General features: G+C 72.0%; 13 protein-coding genes and 2 pseudogenes. 4 read left to right on the top strand and 11 right to left on the bottom strand.

Going from position 1 to position 16,690, the window contains the following annotated elements; all coding sequences use genetic code 11:
- Positions 1-126 precede the first annotated feature (126 nt).
- The gene (locus tag DMB38_RS19065) at positions 127-1,056 is read left to right on the top strand and encodes a hypothetical protein (RefSeq protein ID WP_240662366.1); all 930 of its coding nucleotides are present in this window, start codon (positions 127-129) and stop codon (positions 1,054-1,056) included.
- Between the two features lie 24 nt (positions 1,057-1,080).
- Here DMB38_RS19065 and DMB38_RS19060 read toward each other — a convergent pair whose 3' ends face one another.
- From DMB38_RS19060 to DMB38_RS19010, 11 genes and pseudogenes are all read right to left on the bottom strand, one after another.
- A complete protein-coding gene (locus DMB38_RS19060; protein WP_125936200.1) occupies positions 1,081-2,265 on the bottom strand; it encodes an NADH-quinone oxidoreductase subunit D in 1,185 nt (394 codons plus the stop codon).
- Positions 2,266-2,373: 108 nt separating this feature from the next.
- Entirely contained in the window at positions 2,374-2,862 is a 489-nt protein-coding gene (locus DMB38_RS19055) for a DUF3180 domain-containing protein (RefSeq protein ID WP_164716038.1), read from the bottom strand.
- A gap of 60 nt (positions 2,863-2,922) precedes the next feature.
- Positions 2,923-3,516 carry a 2-amino-4-hydroxy-6-hydroxymethyldihydropteridine diphosphokinase gene (gene folK, locus DMB38_RS19050; protein ID WP_125936199.1) on the bottom strand — a complete coding sequence of 198 codons (594 nt, stop codon included), beginning with the start codon at positions 3,514-3,516 and terminating at the stop codon, positions 2,923-2,925.
- A gap of 3 nt (positions 3,517-3,519) precedes the next feature.
- Positions 3,520-3,888 (bottom strand): dihydroneopterin aldolase, encoded by a 369-nt coding sequence (gene folB, locus DMB38_RS19045; protein WP_125936198.1) that lies wholly within the window; start codon positions 3,886-3,888, stop codon positions 3,520-3,522.
- A gap of 494 nt (positions 3,889-4,382) precedes the next feature.
- Positions 4,383-5,240 (bottom strand): dihydropteroate synthase, encoded by an 858-nt coding sequence (gene folP / locus DMB38_RS19040; RefSeq protein WP_125936197.1) that lies wholly within the window; start codon positions 5,238-5,240, stop codon positions 4,383-4,385.
- 478 nt (positions 5,241-5,718) lie between these two features.
- Positions 5,719-6,704 (bottom strand): annotated as a pseudogene (locus DMB38_RS19035) (formylglycine-generating enzyme family protein).
- On the bottom strand, positions 6,704-7,327 hold the full coding sequence (gene folE, locus DMB38_RS19030; RefSeq protein WP_125936196.1) for a GTP cyclohydrolase I FolE: 624 nt from the start codon (positions 7,325-7,327) through the stop codon (positions 6,704-6,706). The pseudogene DMB38_RS19035 and the gene folE overlap by 1 nt, the downstream one beginning before the upstream one ends.
- A gap of 84 nt (positions 7,328-7,411) precedes the next feature.
- The gene (ftsH, locus tag DMB38_RS19025) at positions 7,412-9,478 is read right to left on the bottom strand and encodes an ATP-dependent zinc metalloprotease FtsH (protein WP_125939132.1); all 2,067 of its coding nucleotides are present in this window, start codon (positions 9,476-9,478) and stop codon (positions 7,412-7,414) included.
- A gap of 312 nt (positions 9,479-9,790) precedes the next feature.
- A complete protein-coding gene (gene hpt / locus DMB38_RS19020; protein WP_047017100.1) occupies positions 9,791-10,330 on the bottom strand; it encodes a hypoxanthine phosphoribosyltransferase in 540 nt (179 codons plus the stop codon).
- Between the two features lie 190 nt (positions 10,331-10,520).
- A pseudogene (gene tilS, locus DMB38_RS19015) lies at positions 10,521-11,683 on the bottom strand (tRNA lysidine(34) synthetase TilS).
- 195 nt (positions 11,684-11,878) lie between these two features.
- Positions 11,879-13,030, bottom strand: a complete 1,152-nt coding sequence (locus DMB38_RS19010) for a zinc-dependent metalloprotease (RefSeq protein WP_125936195.1) — start codon at positions 13,028-13,030, stop codon at positions 11,879-11,881.
- Between the two features lie 303 nt (positions 13,031-13,333).
- On the opposite strand from DMB38_RS19010, the gene pstS reads away from it, so the two are divergent.
- The 3 genes from pstS (at position 13,334) to pstA (ending at position 16,685) form a co-directional block, all read left to right on the top strand.
- On the top strand, positions 13,334-14,467 hold the full coding sequence (pstS, locus tag DMB38_RS19005) for a phosphate ABC transporter substrate-binding protein PstS (RefSeq protein ID WP_125936194.1): 1,134 nt from the start codon (positions 13,334-13,336) through the stop codon (positions 14,465-14,467).
- A 173-nt stretch (positions 14,468-14,640) separates the two neighbouring features.
- A complete protein-coding gene (pstC, locus tag DMB38_RS19000; protein ID WP_125939131.1) occupies positions 14,641-15,624 on the top strand; it encodes a phosphate ABC transporter permease subunit PstC in 984 nt (327 codons plus the stop codon).
- On the top strand, positions 15,621-16,685 hold the full coding sequence (pstA, locus tag DMB38_RS18995; RefSeq protein WP_125936193.1) for a phosphate ABC transporter permease PstA: 1,065 nt from the start codon (positions 15,621-15,623) through the stop codon (positions 16,683-16,685). The genes pstC and pstA overlap by 4 nt, the downstream gene beginning before the upstream one ends.
- Positions 16,686-16,690: the final 5 nt, after the last annotated feature.

Below are 16,690 nucleotides of genomic sequence, written 5' to 3'. Positions count from 1 at the left end.
GCCGGGGCGCCGGTGCTCCCGCCAACGGCCGGGGTGGGGGTGGTGGGGTGGCTGGGACGTAACCGGGGGGAAACGATTGGTTGGGGGCTGCTCCATTTGGGACATCTCCGCGGTAAGTTGCGGACTATGCCACGTGGACGCCACCGCTTCTCCTCGCCGATGCGCGGGCTCCTGCCGCCCGTGTCGTTCGCCGCGGTCGCGCTGGGTTGCGCGGCCGGGGCCTGGTTGGTTTCCGGGGACGGGGGCGCCGTGCGGTGGCTGGCCGTGGGGGCGGCCGGGGCCGCGGTGGGGGCCTCGGCGCTCATGCGGTTGCGGGACCGGATGGCCGCCCTCCAGGTGACCGAGGCGACCGGGGCGCGGGCGCGGGCCGAGCGGGAGCATGAGGAGAAGCTCGCCGAGTTCAAGCGCGACCTCGAGGAGGCGCGGCGCATACGCGGGGAACTGGAGAAGCGGCTCGGGGCGCGCCACGGCGACCTCGCCCGGTTGCGTACGGACCACGCCGCGCTGCTCGCCCGGTACGCCAACGCCGAGTCCGAGCGCGCCGCCGCGCTCGAAGGGCGGCGGCAGTTGGCCATCGAGGCGGCGACGCCCGTCAAGCAGTTGCCGCCCGCCGGGTCGCGGCCGCAGATCGGGCCGCCCTCCCTCAGCCAGTACCTGCGCGCCTCCCACGCTCTCGACAACCTCGCCGGCAACGCCGCCCGGCAGGGCCACGGGCAGACCCACGAGCAGGCGCCCTCCGGCGACGCCGCGGGCTTCAGCTACTTCTCCCGGCCGCAGCGGTCGCAGCCCCGGGAGATCCCTCCCCCGGCGTCCGGCCGCCGGGCCGGCGGCGGCCACCGCTCCGGGCCCGACGAGCCCGGGGACGCCGGCACCGACCTCGCCGACGTCGTCGGTCCCGAAGTCCTCGCCGAAGCCCAGGCCGAGGCGGAGGCCGGGGCCGAGAAGGGGGCGGAGGCCGGCTCCGACGCCGTTCCGGCGTCCTCCGAGGCCGACGACCCCGACGACGACCCCCACGGGCCCGTCGGCCGCGTCATCGACCTGGAGCAGGCGAGCTGAACGGGGATTCGCCCCCTTTCTTCCTCACTTGTCGATGTCCCCGACCACGAAGAACATCGACCCCAGGATCGCCACCATGTCCGCCACCAGCGTCCCCGGCAGCAGCTCGGTGAGCACCTGGATGTTGTTGTACGACGCGGAGCGCAGCTTCAGCCGGTACGGCGTCTTCTCGCCCTTCGACACCAGGTAGTAGCCGTTGAGCCCCAGCGGGTTCTCCGTCCAGGCGTACGTCTCCCCCTCCGGCGCCTTCAGCACCTTCGGCAGCCGCTGGTTCACCGGCCCGGGCGGCAGCTCCGCCAGCCGGTCGAGGCAGGCGTCGGCCAGATCGAGGGAGTTGTGCGTCTGCTCCAGCAGCACCTCGAAGCGGGCCAGGCAGTCGCCCTCCTCGCGGGTCACGACGCGCAGCGTGCCGCCCAGTTCCCCGTACGCCAGATACGGCTCGTCGCGCCGCAGGTCGAAGTCGACCCCCGAGCCGCGCCCTATGGGACCGCTCACGCCGTACGCGTGCACCGTCCCCTGCGGCAGCACGCCGACGCCGCGCGTGCGGCCGCGGAAGATCTCGTTGCCGAGGACGAGGCGGTCGAAGACGTCCATCCGCGCGCGCGTCGCGCGCAGGGCCGCGCGCGCCCGGTCCGTCCAGCCGGCGGGCAGTTCCTCCTTGAGGCCGCCGACGCGGTTGAACATGTAGTGCATCCGCCCGCCGGAGACCTCCTCCATGACGGCCTGCAGATCCTCGCGTTCGCGGAACGCGTAGAAGATCGGGGTGATGCCGCCGAGTTCGAGGGGATACGAGCCGAGGAACATCAGATGGTTGAGCACCCGGTTCATCTCGGCGAGGAGCGTACGCAGCCACACCGCCCGCTCCGGCACCTCCATGCCGAGCATGCGCTCGACGGCCAGGACGACGCCCAGTTCGTTGGAGAAGGCCGACAGCCAGTCGTGGCGGTTGGCGAGCACGATGATCTGGCGGTAGTCGCGGGCTTCGAAGAGCTTCTCCGCGCCGCGGTGCATGTAGCCGATGACCGGCTCCGCCGAGACGATGCGCTCGCCGTCCAGGACCATGCGCAGCCGCAGCACGCCGTGGGTCGAGGGGTGCTGCGGGCCGATGTTGAGCACCATGTCGGTCTGCTCGGCCGCGCCCCCGATGCCGACCGTCAGCGGGGCGGTGCGTGCGGCGGGCGCGGCGTCTCCGGTGGGCGCGGCAGTCATGCCATCGAGCCTAGCGGCCGTACGGAACGACCCCTAGGGCCGCGGCAGGGTGCGCCCGTTCCGTACGACCACGACCGTGACCGTGGTCGTGGTCGTACGGAACGGGCGCTAGCGGCGCGGTGGGGTGCGGTCGTCCTCGTCCTCGTCGTCCGGCAGCTTCAGGACCCGCTCCAGGAAGAACGCCGCCCCGACCACGAGCGCCGCCGCGACCACCGACAGCGCCGCATACACCACCTGGGAGCGGCGCGTACCGTAGTCCAGCCCGTCCAGGATCAGGAAGAGCCCCAGCCCCCCGTACGCCCCCGCCACCAGCGCCGAGACCAGCGCGCTCGCCTGGCCCAGCACCACCGCGCGCGCGGCCATCAGCGGGTCGACGCCCTTCGCGTGCGGTACGCGCCCGCGCTGGGCGGCGAGGCGGGAGCGGATGGACAGCGCGGTCGCCGTCAGGATGGTGGCGATCAGGGCGAGGACGACCGGGGCGGCGACGGGGACGCTCGGCAGCGTCCCCACCGAGTTCCACAGCCGGGACCCCGCCCAGGACAGCACCCCCGCCACCACGAAGATGCCGGCCAACATCCCGACGTGCAGTTGCCTCACCGAACGCGCTCCTCCCAGAACCCCCGGAAATCGTAGCCCCGCAGGGCCGGCACGATGCGCTCAGTCCGGGAGCCGCAGTTCGAGGTCCGTACGCGGACGCACGCCCTGCGCGCCGACCTGCGCCAGCAGCTCGGCCACCGGCCCGCGCCCCGGCAGCTCGGCCGCGGGGTCCACGTCGTGCCACGGGACGAGGACGAAGGCGCGCTCGTGCGCGCGGGGGTGCGGGAGGGTGAGGGCGGGGTCGTCGGAGACGACGCCCTGGTACGCCACGATGTCGACGTCCAGCGTGCGCGGACCCCACTGCTCGTCCCGTACGCGCGCGAACGCCTCCTCCACGGCGTGCGCCCGCTCCATCAGCGAGGCGGGCGGGAGGGTGGTCCGTACGATCAGGACGGCGTTGAAGAACGTCGGCTGGCTGCCCGGCTCGACGCCCCAGGGGTCGGTCTCGTAGACGGGTGAGACGGCTTTGACGCGGAGACCGGGGGTGTCCTCCAGGGCGTCGACGGAGCCCTGGAGGGTCTCCAGGCGATTGCCGAGGTTGCTGCCGATGGAGAGCACGGCGAGCTTGGGGTTCTGCAGGGTCGAGTCGGCCGCGTCGACCTGCTCGACCACGGAATGCGGCACTGGCTGCACGGTCGGGTCGCTGCGATTCAATGGTCAACCTCTGCTTCGGGTGATGGTGATGGTCACGTCGTCGAACGGAACGGTGATCGGCGCGTCCGGCTTGTGCACCGTCACCTCCACCTGCTGCACGGGCGCGTGGGCCAGGCATTGCGCGGCGATCCGCTCGGCGAGCGTCTCGATCAGGTCCACCGGCTCGCCCTCGACGATGGCCACGGTCTCCTCCGCCACGACGCCGTAGTGCACGGTCCGCGCCAGGTCGTCGGTGGCAGCGGCGGGGCGGGTGTCGAGGTGGAGGACGAGGTCGACGACGAAGGGCTGGCCCTCGGCGCGCTCGTGCGCGAAGACGCCGTGGTGGCCGCGGGCCCTGAGGCCGCGCAGCGCGACTCGGTCGGCCTGGGTCATGGCTCGCTCGCCTCACCTTCTGCGTCTTGGCGCCGTTCTGTGCTGATGCCCTTGAACCTTGTTCCTGTGCCTTGTTCCTGTGCCTGGTTCGTGCGCCTTGCGTCGGTTGCTTGTGCGCTTGTGTCTTCGGCTGCTCGTTTCGGTCGATGTCCGGTGCCGGTGGGCTCGCTGAGGTCGAAGCGGTGGTGGTCTGATGCTCGGCCCTGCCCCTGGACCCTCGATCGAATGTACCCGCGCCTGCTGACACGCCGGACGACCGGGGCTGCTCACGGCCGTGGTGTGGGGTGGGGCCGCGTCTACGGGGAGGGTCGACGGGACAGCGGTATGGGGGGTGACAGCGACTCGAACGGGCTATGAACGCGACACAGGTCTTGTGCGACGTCGCCCGTCCCCCGCACTCCCGCCCTAGGGTAGGCCGCTGCTCTGACAAAGATCGCCGACCGCACGGCCGGGCTCTCACCATACGGATTCGGGTACGCGGCCCGTAAGCCCCGCTACGCCCCTTCCAGCGCCGACGCGACCCGCACCGCGTCCGCCGTCGGCCGGACCTCGTGGACCCGTACCGCCCACGCGCCCTCGCGTGCCACTATCGCCGACACCGCCGCCGTCGCGGCGTCCCGCTCGCGGGCCGGCGGCGGCGAACCGTCGGGGCCGGCCAGGATGCGCCCCAGGAACCGCTTGCGCGACGCCGCGACCAGCAGCGGACGTTCCAAACCCGCGCGGAGCCGGGCGAGGCTGTTCAGCAGCACCAGGTCGTGCGGCGCCGCCTTCGCGAAGCCGAGGCCCGGGTCGGCGATGATCCGCTCGAAATCGATACCGCCCGCCACGGCCCGGTCCAGGCTGCGGCGGAGTTCGTCGACGACCTCGGTGACGGTGTCCTCGTAGACCGCGCGGTTGTTCATGTCGATGGACTGCCCGCGCCAGTGCATGACGACGAACGGCACCCCGGTCGCGGCGACCGCCGGGACCATCGCGGGGTCGGCCTGGCCGCCGCTGACGTCGTTGACGAGGCGGGCGCCGGCGGCGACCGCCTGTTCGGCGACCGTGGCGCGCATGGTGTCGACGGAGACGAGGACGCCTTCGGCCGCGAGGCCCCGTACGACGGGGAGGACGCGGCGCAGTTCCTCGTCCTCGTCCACGCGGGGCGCGCCGGGGCGGGTGGACTCGCCGCCGACGTCGACGATGTCCGCGCCGGTGGCGACGAGGTCGATGCCGTGCTTGATCGCGGCCGCGGAGTCGAACCAGAGGCCGCCGTCGGAGAAGGAGTCGGGGGTGACGTTGACGACGCCCATGACGGCGCAGCGGCCGAAGTCCGGCAGCCCCGCCACCTGCCCCCTGCGCGCATCCGTCATAGCTCCAGCGTATGCGCCATCGGCCCACCCGGTCCCGGCGGGGCGCCGGAGCGCTTACGCGGGAGGGTGGGGCGCGGCCTGAGCGGCGGGGAGGGGGCGCGTAGAGCGGACTGCGGCGGTGCGAGCGCGCCGGGGCGATGTCAGAGGGCGCGCCTACCCTTGGGCGGGCGTGCGGGGGACGTGGGACGTGTGGGTGCGAGGGTACGGGGTCGAGGTCGGGTCGGTGTCCGGGGCACGGAGGCACCGGTCCGGGGGCACGGGGTTCGAGGACCCCGGGTCGGCGGGTGCCCAGGTCGACGGGTCGGAGAGCCCGGATCGGCGGGTCTCCAGGTCGACGGGTCGGAGAGCCCGGATCGGCGGGTGCCCAGGTCGGCGGGCCCCCGGGCTGACGGACCCCCGGGCTGGCGGGACCCCGGGTCCGAGGTGCCCGGGTCGGCGGCCCCCCGCCTTCCGCGGGCGGGACGGTCCCCGGGGCGCCTCACAGGCTCCGGATCACCCTGAAGCCCGTGTTGCCGCTCGAGCTGTCCGGGGTGTTCCCCATCCTCGCCGAGGTCCGGTACCGCAAGCAGTACGACTCATGGCACAGGTGCGACCCCCCTTCAGCACCCGCGACTGCCCCAGCCGCGGTCCCCGCGGGTTGTCGCGCGGGGCCTTCCGGTGGTGCCGGGCGTGGAACCAGTCCGCGCACCACTCCCACACGTTCCCCGTCGCGTTGTACAGCCCGTAGTCGTTCGGCTCGAAGGCGTCCACCGGGCACGTCCCCCGGTAGCCGTCCGCAGCCGTGTTGCGGTCGGGGAAGCTGCCGCGCCAGATGTTCATCCGGTACGCGCCCTCCGGATCCCGCTCCGCCCCCCAGGGGTACGGCTCCCCCTCCAGCCCGCCGCGTGCCGCGTATTCCCACTCCGCCTCCGTCGGCAGCCGTGCGCCCGCCCACTCGCAGAAGGCCAGGGCGTCCGTGTGCGACACGTGCACCACCGGGTGGTCCCACCGGCCGCGCAGGCCCGAGCCGGGGCCCTCAGGGTGCCGCCAGTCCGCCTGGTGGACCTGCCGCCACCACGGCGTCTGCGGCGGCGAGGCGGTGGGCGGGAAGTTCTTGGGCAAAAAGCCTGCGAAAACGAAGGACCAGCCGAAGCGCTCGGCGTCCGTGACGTACGACGTCGCGTCGGTGAAGGCCGCGAACTCCTCGTTCGTCACGGCCGTCGCCGCGACCGCGAAGCCGTCGACCGTCACCTCGCGCGCCGGGCCCTCCCCGTCCGCCGGGTACGGGCCGTCGTCGTAGCCCATCAGGAACGCCCCGCCGGGCAGCTTCCGCCATCCTCCGCGCGGCTCGTACGCGGCCGGTCCCGACGCGGCCACGGCCTTCCCGGGCCCGGCGACGACCCCGCCGCCCTCCGGTACCGCCGCGCCCTCCGCACCGCGTCCCGGCGCGCAGCACGCTCCCGGTTCCATACCCCCGCCCCCCATCAGCGCGACCTGATCAAGCTCATTGCCTCGGCCCGCGTCGCCGGGTGCCGGAGCTGTCCGCGCACCGCCGACGTCAGCGTCTTCGCCCCCGGCTTCCGCACACCCCGCATCGTCATGCACAAGTGCTCGCACTCGATGACGACGATCACGCCCCGCGGCTCGAGTATCTCCATCAGCGAGTCCGCGATCTGCGTGGTCAACCGTTCCTGCACCTGCGGCCTGCGCGCATACACGTCCACCAGCCGCGCCAGCTTCGACAGCCCCGTGATCTTCCCGTCGTGCGACGGGATGTACCCCACGTGCGCGGAGCCGACGAACGGCACCAAGTGGTGCTCGCACGTGCTCAGCACCTCGATGTCCTTGACCAGCACCATCTCGTCGTGGCCCAGGTCGAACGTCGTCGTCAGCACGTCCTCCGGGCGCTGCCGCAGGCCGGCGAAGATCTCCTTGTACGCGCGCGCCACCCGCGCCGGCGTGTCCAGCAGACCTTCGCGGTCGGGGTCCTCGCCGACGGCGATGAGCAGTTCACGCACGGCGTCCTCGGCGCGCTTCTCGTCGAAGTCGCCGTACGCCCCGTCGCCGCGCTCCGGGCCGTGTTCCGTCCTGACAGCCGCATCCGTCATCGTGGTGCCTCTCGTACCTGCGCCAATGGCCGCGCCCCCAAGGCTAGAACCTCGGGGGCGCTGCACACATTCCAGCGGTATCCGCTACGGCTGACCGCCTTCGCTCGGCGACGGCTGGTGCTGCGGGCCCTCGCCCGGCAGCGTGCCGCCCTGGAGGCCGCCCGGCAGGCCGCCGCCGGCGGGCGGCGTCTCGGCCTTGTCGAGCATCCGCGGGCCCGAGCCGTTGGTCTCCCGCGGGGAGGTCACCGGCGGCCGGGTGGAGGGCGTACGCCGCGAGGAGCCGGTCCACGCCGGCCGCAGCGGGCGCTTGACCAGGGGGCGGAAGATCTCGGCGATCTCCTCCTTGCCCAGGGTCTCCTTCTCCAGCAGCTCCAGCACCAGGTTGTCGAGCACGTCGCGGTTCTCGACGAGCATCTCCCACGCCTCGTTGTGCGCGGTCTCGATCAGCTTCTTGACCTCCTCGTCGACCAGCGCGGCGACCTCCTCGGAGTAGTCGCGCTGGTGCGAGAGCTCCCGGCCCAGGAAGGGCTCGGACTGGTCGGAGCCGAACTTGATCGCACCCAGCCGCTCGGTCATGCCGTACTGCGTGACCATCTTGCGGGCGAGCCCGGTGGCCTTCTCGATGTCGTTGGCGGCACCGGTCGTCGGGTCGTGGAAGACCAGCTCCTCGGCCGCGCGGCCGCCCATCATGTACGCGAGCTGGTCCAGCATCTCGTTGCGCGTGGTGGAGTACTTGTCCTCGTCGGGCAGCACCATCGTGTAGCCGAGGGCGCGGCCGCGGGAGAGGATCGTCACCTTGTGCACCGGGTCGCCGCTGGGAGAGGCCGCCGCGACCAGGGCGTGCCCGCCCTCGTGGTACGCGGTGATCTTCTTCTCCTTCTCCGACATGATGCGGGAGCGCTTCTGCGGACCGGCGACCACGCGGTCGATGGCCTCGTCCAGCATCTCGTTGTCGATCAGCTTCCGGTTGCTCCGCGCGGTGAGCAGCGCGGCCTCGTTCAGCACGTTGCTGAGGTCGGCGCCGGTGAAGCCGGGGGTGCGCCGGGCGACGGCGGACAGGTCCACGTCCGGGGCGACGGGCTTGCCCTTCTGGTGGACCTTGAGGATCTCCAGCCGGCCCTGCATGTCGGGGCTCTCCACGCCGATCTGCCGGTCGAACCGGCCGGGGCGCAGCAGCGCGGGGTCGAGGATGTCGGGCCGGTTGGTGGCCGCGATGAGGATGACGCCGCCCTTGACGTCGAAGCCGTCCATCTCGACGAGGAGCTGGTTCAGCGTCTGCTCGCGCTCGTCGTGGCCGCCGCCCATGCCGGCGCCGCGGTGGCGGCCGACCGCGTCGATCTCGTCGACGAAGACGATCGCGGGTGCGTTCGCCTTGGCCTGCTCGAAGAGGTCGCGGACGCGGGAGGCGCCGACACCGACGAACATCTCGACGAAGTCGGAGCCGGAGATGGAGTAGAACGGCACGCCCGCCTCGCCGGCGACGGCGCGGGCCAGCAGGGTCTTGCCGGTGCCGGGCGGGCCGTAGAGCAGCACGCCCTTGGGGATCTTGGCGCCGACGGCCTGGAACTTCGCGGGCTCCTGGAGGAACTCCTTGATCTCGTGGAGCTCCTCAACGGCCTCGTCGGCCCCGGCCACGTCGGAGAAGGTCGTCTTCGGGGTGTCCTTCGTGATGAGCTTGGCCTTGGACTTCCCGAAGTTCATGACCCGGGAGCCGCCGCCCTGCATCTGGTTCATCAGGAAGAGGAAGACGAGCACGATCAGGACGAACGGCAGCAGCGAGAGCAGGATGCTGACGAACGGGTTGTCCTTCGTCGGCTTGACCGAGTAGCCGTCGGGGATCTCGCCCTTGTCGAACCTGTTCTGCAGCTTGTCGGCAAGGTCGGCGCCCTGGTTGTCGATGTAGTTCGCCTGGACCTTGTCGCTGCCGTCGATCTTGTTGTCGCCCTTGAGCTGGACCTTGATGGTCTCGCTGTTACCGGTGGTCAGCTCCGCGGAGCTGACCTTCTTGTCGTTGATCGCGGCGACGACCTTGGCGGTGTCAACGGACTTGTAGCCCTCGGAGGAGCCGACCAGTTGCATCAACAGGACCACGGCGAGGACGGCCAGCACGATCCACATGACCGGCCCACGGAAGTAGCGCTTCACGTCCATCCACACGGGGCGGCGTACGCCCCGTCCCTCCTGCCCAGTGAGGCACGGCTGGCTCCTGACCGAGCCCGTGGCCGTGCGTATGCCTGTTATGGGTCCAAACTGAAACGACTGTCGTTCGGACGGTACCCCAGAATTGTCACCCGTCCCCGCCGGGGACGGCTAACAAACCGGCTTTCCCATGCTCCAACGGCGGGAAACCCCCCGGTGTTCCCAGGGCAGGGACCCGCCGGCCCGCGTCCGGCCACCCGGGGGGCGGCGGCGGGAAGTCCCCCCAGTCCCCTTCAGCCCGCGCACGCGGAGCCGCGGACTGCGTCAGCCACCGTACACGTGCGGTGCGAGGGTGCCCACGAAGGGCAGGTTCCGGTACTTCTCCGCGTAGTCGAGGCCGTAGCCGACGACGAACTCGTTGGGAATGTCGAAGCCGACCCAGTCCACGTCGATGGGCACCTTCGCCGCCTCCGGCTTGCGCAGCAGGGTGAAGACCCGCAGCGAGGCCGGCTGCCGGGAGCCGAGGTTGGAGAGCAGCCAGGAGAGCGTGAGGCCGGAGTCGATGATGTCCTCGACGATCATCACGTGCCGGTCCTGGATATCGGTGTCCAGATCCTTGAGGATCCGCACGACACCGGAGGACTGGGTGCCCGCGCCGTACGAGGACACGGCCATCCAGTCCATCGTGACCGGCGTGGAGAGCGTGCGGGCGAGGTCCGCCATGACCATCACGGCGCCCTTGAGCACCCCGACGATCAGGAGGTCCTTGCCGGCGTACTCCGCGTCGATCTTCGCGGCCATCTCGGCGAGCTTGGCGTCGATCTCTTCCTTGGTGATGAGCACTTTCTCAAGGTCCGCGCCCATGTCCTTCACATCCACCCGGGGTCACTCTCGTTCGTTCGACGACCACTGCCGAACGAACAGTCTGCCATCCGTTCTCCGGGCGGTCAGGAGCGCGTAGGACACGTTTTCCGCACGTCCCGACCCCTGGCCATGGCCTGTGCGGTCCCGCCGGCCGGCCTGCGCACCGGCGGGATCCGCGGCGTACGGGCCGTCAGTCCTCCCGGAGGTCTTCCCTGCGGTCCTCCCGCCGGACGACGAGCCGGCCCTGTTCGCGGCGGGCGGACACCCGCCCGGGGAGGTTGAGGGCGCTCTGCCCGCGCCAGCCGGTGATGAGCTTGTCCATCTCCTCGATGTGCCGGCTGAAGAGGGACCCGGCCGGGGAGCCGGCCGCCAGGGCGGCGCGGCGCAGGACACGGCGCCGCACGGCGGGCGGCAGCGCGTACAGCCCGGGGACGTCGAGGCCGCCGTCCGCGTCCCGTACGCCGCGCTCGGCGTCGGCGGCCCAGGCGTCGAGGGCGTCGGCGTCGTCCCGGGAGAGCCGGGCGGTACGGGCCAGGGAGGCGACGACGCCGCGGCCCAGCGCCTTCTCCAGCACCGGCAGCGCCTCGTGGCGGACGCGGGAGCGGGTGTAGGCGGGATCGACGTTGTGCGGGTCGTCCCAGACGGGCAGCGACTGGACCATGCACGCCTTGCGGGCGACCTGGCGGTCGATCTGCAGGAACGGGCGGCGGTAGCGGCCGCCGGGCCCCGAGGTCGCGGCCATGCCGGACAGGGAGCGCACGCCGGAGCCGCGGGCGAGGGCCAGCAGCACGGTCTCGGCCTGGTCGTCGCGGGTGTGGCCGAGGAGTACGGCGGCGGCGCCGAGGCGCTGCGCGGCCTCGTCCAGCGCCGCGTAGCGGGCCTCGCGGGCGGCGGCCTCGGGGCCGCCGCCGCGGCCGACGTCGACGCGCACGGACTCGACGGGGTCCAGGCCGAGGGCGCGCATGCGGCCGACGACCTCCTGCGCGCGCAGGTCGGAGCCGGCCTGGAGGCCGTGGTCGATGGTGATGCCGCCGGCGCGGGCGCCCTGGCGGGGGGCTTCGAAGGCGAGCGCGGAGGCCAGCGCCATGGAGTCGGCGCCGCCCGAGCAGGCGACGAGGATCAGCGGGGCGGCTGCGGGGGCGGCCGGGCGGGATGTGCCCGCGAAGGGGGCGCGCGGGGCCGGTGGGGGGACCGCGGCCGTGGAGGCCGTGGGGGCGGCGGGGGATGCCTGGGGGCGGCGGGGAAGGCCGCGGGGGTGGGGGGTACGTGCGCCGTCGCATGCTCGGTGAGCACGTCGTGCAGAACGTGGCGTACGGCCAGACGTATCGCGGCGACCGCTGGATGGGGACCCATGGCTTTCACTTCACTTTCGCTGGCGGCGGAAGAGCTCGCTCGGGCTCACCTCCGCGACCGTCACTGTAAGTATGTCGATGGTGACAGAGGAGAGCGGCCAACTGAGCATTGCACGCGGGCAACGCCGGGTTCGCTCCCTCGGACGGGTGAAAGTCGCGCGAATATCGCCGCCATGGGAACCGCCGGGAGCAGTCGTCAGCTCTCGGCGCGGCTGTGCACCCGCGCGATCCAGTCCGCCGGTTTGGCGATCTCCGACTTGGTGGGCAGCGTGTTCGGCGAGGTCCACACCCGGTTGAAGCCGTCCATGCCGACCTGGTCGACGACGTGCCGCACGAAGCGCTCGCCGTCGCGGTACTGGCGGAGCTTGGCGTCCAGGCCCAGCAGCTTGCGCAGCGCCTGGTCCAGCCGGCCCGCGCCGGCCTGGCGGCGCTTGGTGAACTTCTCCCGGATCTCCGAGACCGACGGCACGACCTGCGGTCCCACACCGTCCATCACGTAGTCCGCGTGCCCCTCCAGCAGGGACATCACCGCGGTGAGCCGGCCCAGGATCTCCCGCTGCGCCGGGGTCTGGACGACCTCGACGATGCTGCGCTCCTCGGCGCCCTCCTCCCGGCTGCCGCTGAGGCTCTGCAGCGCCTCCCGTACGCGGTCCAGGAGGGTGGCCGGGTCGATCTCGGTCTCGCCCAGGAACGACTGGATCTCACCCTGGAGGTGGTCGCGCAGCCAGGGCACGGCGGTGAACTGCGTGCGGTGGGTCTCCTCGTGGATGCAGACCCACAGCCGGAAGTCGTGCGGGGCGACCTCCAGCTCACGCTCGACGTGGACGATGTTCGGCGCGATGAGCAGCAGCCGGCCCTGTCCCGCGCCGCCGCCGGAGCCGGTGTGGGCGGCGGGGCCGCCGGGCAGGTCGCGGGTGGCGGGGGCGAAGGTCTCGTACTGGCCGAGGACGCGGGAGGAGAGGAACGACAGCAGCATCCCCAGCTCGACGCCGGTGATCTTGCCGCCCACCGCGCCCAGGACGGCCCCGCCGGGGAGGCCGGAGCGGCGCTTGTCCATCTTCTCCAGCAGCGGCGCGAGGACGGCGCGGAAGCCCGCGACGTTCGCCTTGATCCAGCCAGGGCGGTCGACCACGAGGATCGGGGTGTCGTGCCGCGGGTCGGCGCCCTCGGGATACATCCGGGAGAACTCGCGTACGTGCTCCTCGGCCGACCGGGCGTGCGCCCGCAGCTCGCCGACGATGGCGCGCGCCTCGTCCCGGCTCACCTCGGGGCCCGGCCGTACGAGCCGGGTCGCGGTCGCAACCGCGAGATTCCAGTCGACCATCTCCGCACCACCGATGCTCGTCATCTCTTCACCGTACGTGCCCACGCGGCCGAGCGGGAGCGCGCAGCCCCCGGAACCGGCTGCGGGAGGGCCCGTAGGGGACGCGCCGGGCCGGGCGGGGAGCGGGGCGCGGGCGGCAGGGGCGGGGCGGTCGCCCGAACGAGGGAGGAGGTTCACTTCTCGTTCACTTCGGACAGGGGATCGATTCACCTGTTTTGCCTAAATTCGGCAACGAAAGGTGAAGAGCGCAGGCGAGACGGACGCGAACGCGCATAGCTGAGGGAGAGGTCTGTCTCCAGTCCGCCAGAACCGCAAAGGACCCCCACCGTGAAGCTTCCCCGCACCACCCGGCTGCGCGCCGCGGCCGCCGGCTCCCTCGCCCTCGCCGGCGCCCTCGTCCTCGGCGCCTGCGGGTCGGACGACAACACCGGCGGCTCCGGCTCGGCCGGTGGCGGCGCCCAGGCCGCGGCCGACGACGTGAAGTGCGCCGGCTCCGGCGAGCTGCTGGCGTCGGGCTCCTCGGCGCAGAAGAACGCCATGGACCAGTGGGTCAGCGACTTCCAGGGCGTCTGCCCGGACATCACCGTCAACTACAAGGCCACCGGCTCGGGCGCCGGCATCCAGGAGTTCCTCCAGGGCAAGACCGGCTTCGCCGGTTCCGACTCGGTGCTGAAGCCCGAGGAGGTGCAGGCGTCGAAGAAGGTCTGCAGGAACGGCGAGGCCATCAACATCCCGATGCTCGGCGGCCCCATCGCCATCGGGTACAACGTCGAGGGCGTGGACGACCTCGTGCTGAATGCGGACGTCGTCGGCCGGATCTTCTCCGGCGCGATCACCACCTGGAACGACCCGGCCATCGCCGACCTCAATCCCGACGCGGACCTGCCGGACACCAAGATCCAGCCGGTGCACCGCTCGGACGAGTCCGGCACCACCGACAACTTCACGCAGTACCTCGCCGCCGCGGCCGAGAACACCTGGCCGCACCAGCCGGGCAAGAAGTGGCCCGTCCAGGGCGGCCAGGCCGCGGACGGCTCCTCCGGGGTCTCCGCGCAGGTGAAGCAGACCGACGGCGCCATCTCGTACTTCGAGCTCTCCTTCGCCACCGCGAGCGACATCAACACCGTCAAGCTCGACACCGGCGCCAAGGAGCCCGTCGAGGCCACCAGCCAGAACGCCTCCAAGGCCATCGCCGCCGCGAAGGTCACCGGCTCCGGCAAGGACCTCGCGATGCAGCTCGACTTCACCACCGACACCGAGGGCGCCTACCCCCTCACCCTCCTGACCTACGAGATCGCCTGCGACCAGGGCAACCACAAGGACAACCTCGACAAGGTGAAGTCCTTCCTGGGCTACACCGCGAGCGAGGCCGGCCAGTCGAAGCTGAGCCAGCTCGGCTACGCCCCGCTGCCCGCGGAGGTCGTCGGGAAGGTCCGTACGACAGTGGAGTCACTCTCCTGACCGCCGGCCCCGACCCCCGCAGCCCCCGCGCCGACCTGCGCGGGGGCACGGAGGGCGCGGGTCCCGCAGCCGGTGCACCACCGCCGCCGGGACGGACGGCGCCCACCCCCGCGCCGCCGCCCCACCCCGACGGGAGGCCGCCCGTGAGTACCGACACCGACACCGAGACCGAGATACGCACCACCGCCCCGCCACCGCCGGAGGCGCCGCGGAAGAAGGGCCGCCGCAGGAGCGCGACCCGCCTCGGCGACCGCGTCTTCGCCGGCCTGTCGAAGGGCTCCGGCATCACCCTGCTGGTGATCATGGGCGCGATCGCGGCCTTCCTCGCGTACCGCGCCTCGCTCGCCCTCGCCAAGAACGAGGGCAACTTCCTCACCACCTTCCAGTGGGACGCCAACGCCGATCCGCCGGTCTTCGGCATCGCGGTGCTGGCCTTCGGCACGATCGTCTCGTCGGTCATCGCCATGGTCATCGCGGTGCCGATCGCGGTGGGCATCGCGCTCTTCATCACCCACTACGCGCCCCGCAGGGTGGCGGCGCCCCTCGCGTACGTCATCGACCTGCTGGCCGCCGTCCCCTCGATCGTCTACGGCCTGTGGGGCGCCCTGTTCCTGGTGCCGCACCTGGTCGGCCCGTACGAGTGGCTGGACGACCTCCTGGGCTGGACCGTCGTCTTCTCCTTCGACGGCAGCGCCCCGCGCTCCCTGATGACCGCCGGCATCCTGCTGGCGATCATGATCCTGCCGATCATCACCAACGTCAGCCGCGAGGTCTTCCGGCAGTCGCCGCAGACGCACCAGGAGGCGGCGCTGGCGCTGGGCGCCACGCGCTGGGAGCTGATCCGGATGTCGGTGCTCCCCTTCGGGCGCTCCGGCGTCATCTCGGCCTCGATGCTGGGCCTCGGGCGGGCGCTGGGCGAGACGATGGCGGTCGCCACGGTGCTGTCCCCGTCGGCGATCCTGTCGGCGAAGCTCTTGGAGCCCGGGGGCGGGACGTTCGCGCAGAACATCGCCTCGGCGTTCAAGGAGGCCGGGGAGTTCGGGCGGGACGCGCTGATCGCCTCCGGCCTGGTGCTGTTCGTCATCACGCTGCTGGTCAACGGCGCCGCCCGGCTGATCATCGCGCGCCGCAAGGAGTACTCGGGAGCGAACGCATGAGCGCGCCCGGGAGCGTGGTGGACCGGACCGACGCCTTCGCCATCCACCAGCCGCGCCTGCCCCGCTGGGCGCCGGTGGCCCTCGCGGTCGCCGCCGTGGCGGCCGGGGTGGCGGTCGGGCTGGGGGCGGGGCTGGACAGCCGGGTGCAGTGGGGGCTGATCGCCGCGCTGCTCTTCGTGGCCGGGCTGTACGCCGTCTCGGCGCGTACGGAGGGCGTCCGCAAGGCGAAGGACCGGCTGGCCACGTCGCTCGTGTGGGGCGCCTTCCTGCTGGCCGTCGTCCCGCTGGCGTCGCTGGTCTGGGAGACCGTACGGCAGGGCGTCAAGGTCCTCGACGGCTACTTCCTGACGCACTCCATGAACGGCGTCGTCGCCATCGCGCCCGGCGGGGGCATCTACCACGCCCTTCTCGGCACCATCCAGCAGGTCGCGCTGGCCACCGTGATCGCCACCCCGATCGGGCTGCTGACGGCCGTGTACCTCGTGGAGTACGGGGGCGGGCGGCTGGCGAAGGCCGTCACCTTCTTCGTCGACGTCATGACCGGCATCCCGTCGATCGTCGCCGGTCTCTTCATCCTCAGCGTCTGGATCATGGGGCTGGGCTTCGGCTACTCCGGACTCGCCGGCTCCTTCGCACTCGCCATCCTGATGATGCCGATCGTCGTCCGCTCCACCGAAGAGATGCTGAAGCTCGTCCCGAACGAGCTGCGCGAGGCGTCGTACGCCCTGGGCGTACCGAAATGGAAGACGATCCTCAAGGTCGTCCTCCCCACCTCCCTCGGCGGCATCACCACCGGCGTGATGCTCGCCGTGGCCCGTATCACCGGCGAGACGGCTCCTCTTCTGCTGCTCGTCTTCGGCAACCCCGCCATCAACTCCGACCCCTTCGAGGGCGCCCAGGCGTCGCTGCCGCTCTACATCTACGAGCAGTGGGCCAACGGCAACAACGCCTCCTACGACCGCGCCTGGGCCGCCGCCCTGGTGCTCATCGTCTTCGTCATGCTCCTCAACCTGTTCGCCCGCCTCATCGCCCGTTTCAAGGCTCCGAAGACCGGCCGCTGACGGCC

The sequence above is a fragment of the Streptomyces sp. WAC 06738 genome, assembly GCF_003945505.1.
GTDB lineage: Bacteria > Actinomycetota > Actinomycetes > Streptomycetales > Streptomycetaceae > Streptomyces.
This window is presented reverse-complemented; position numbering and strand designations above follow the sequence as displayed.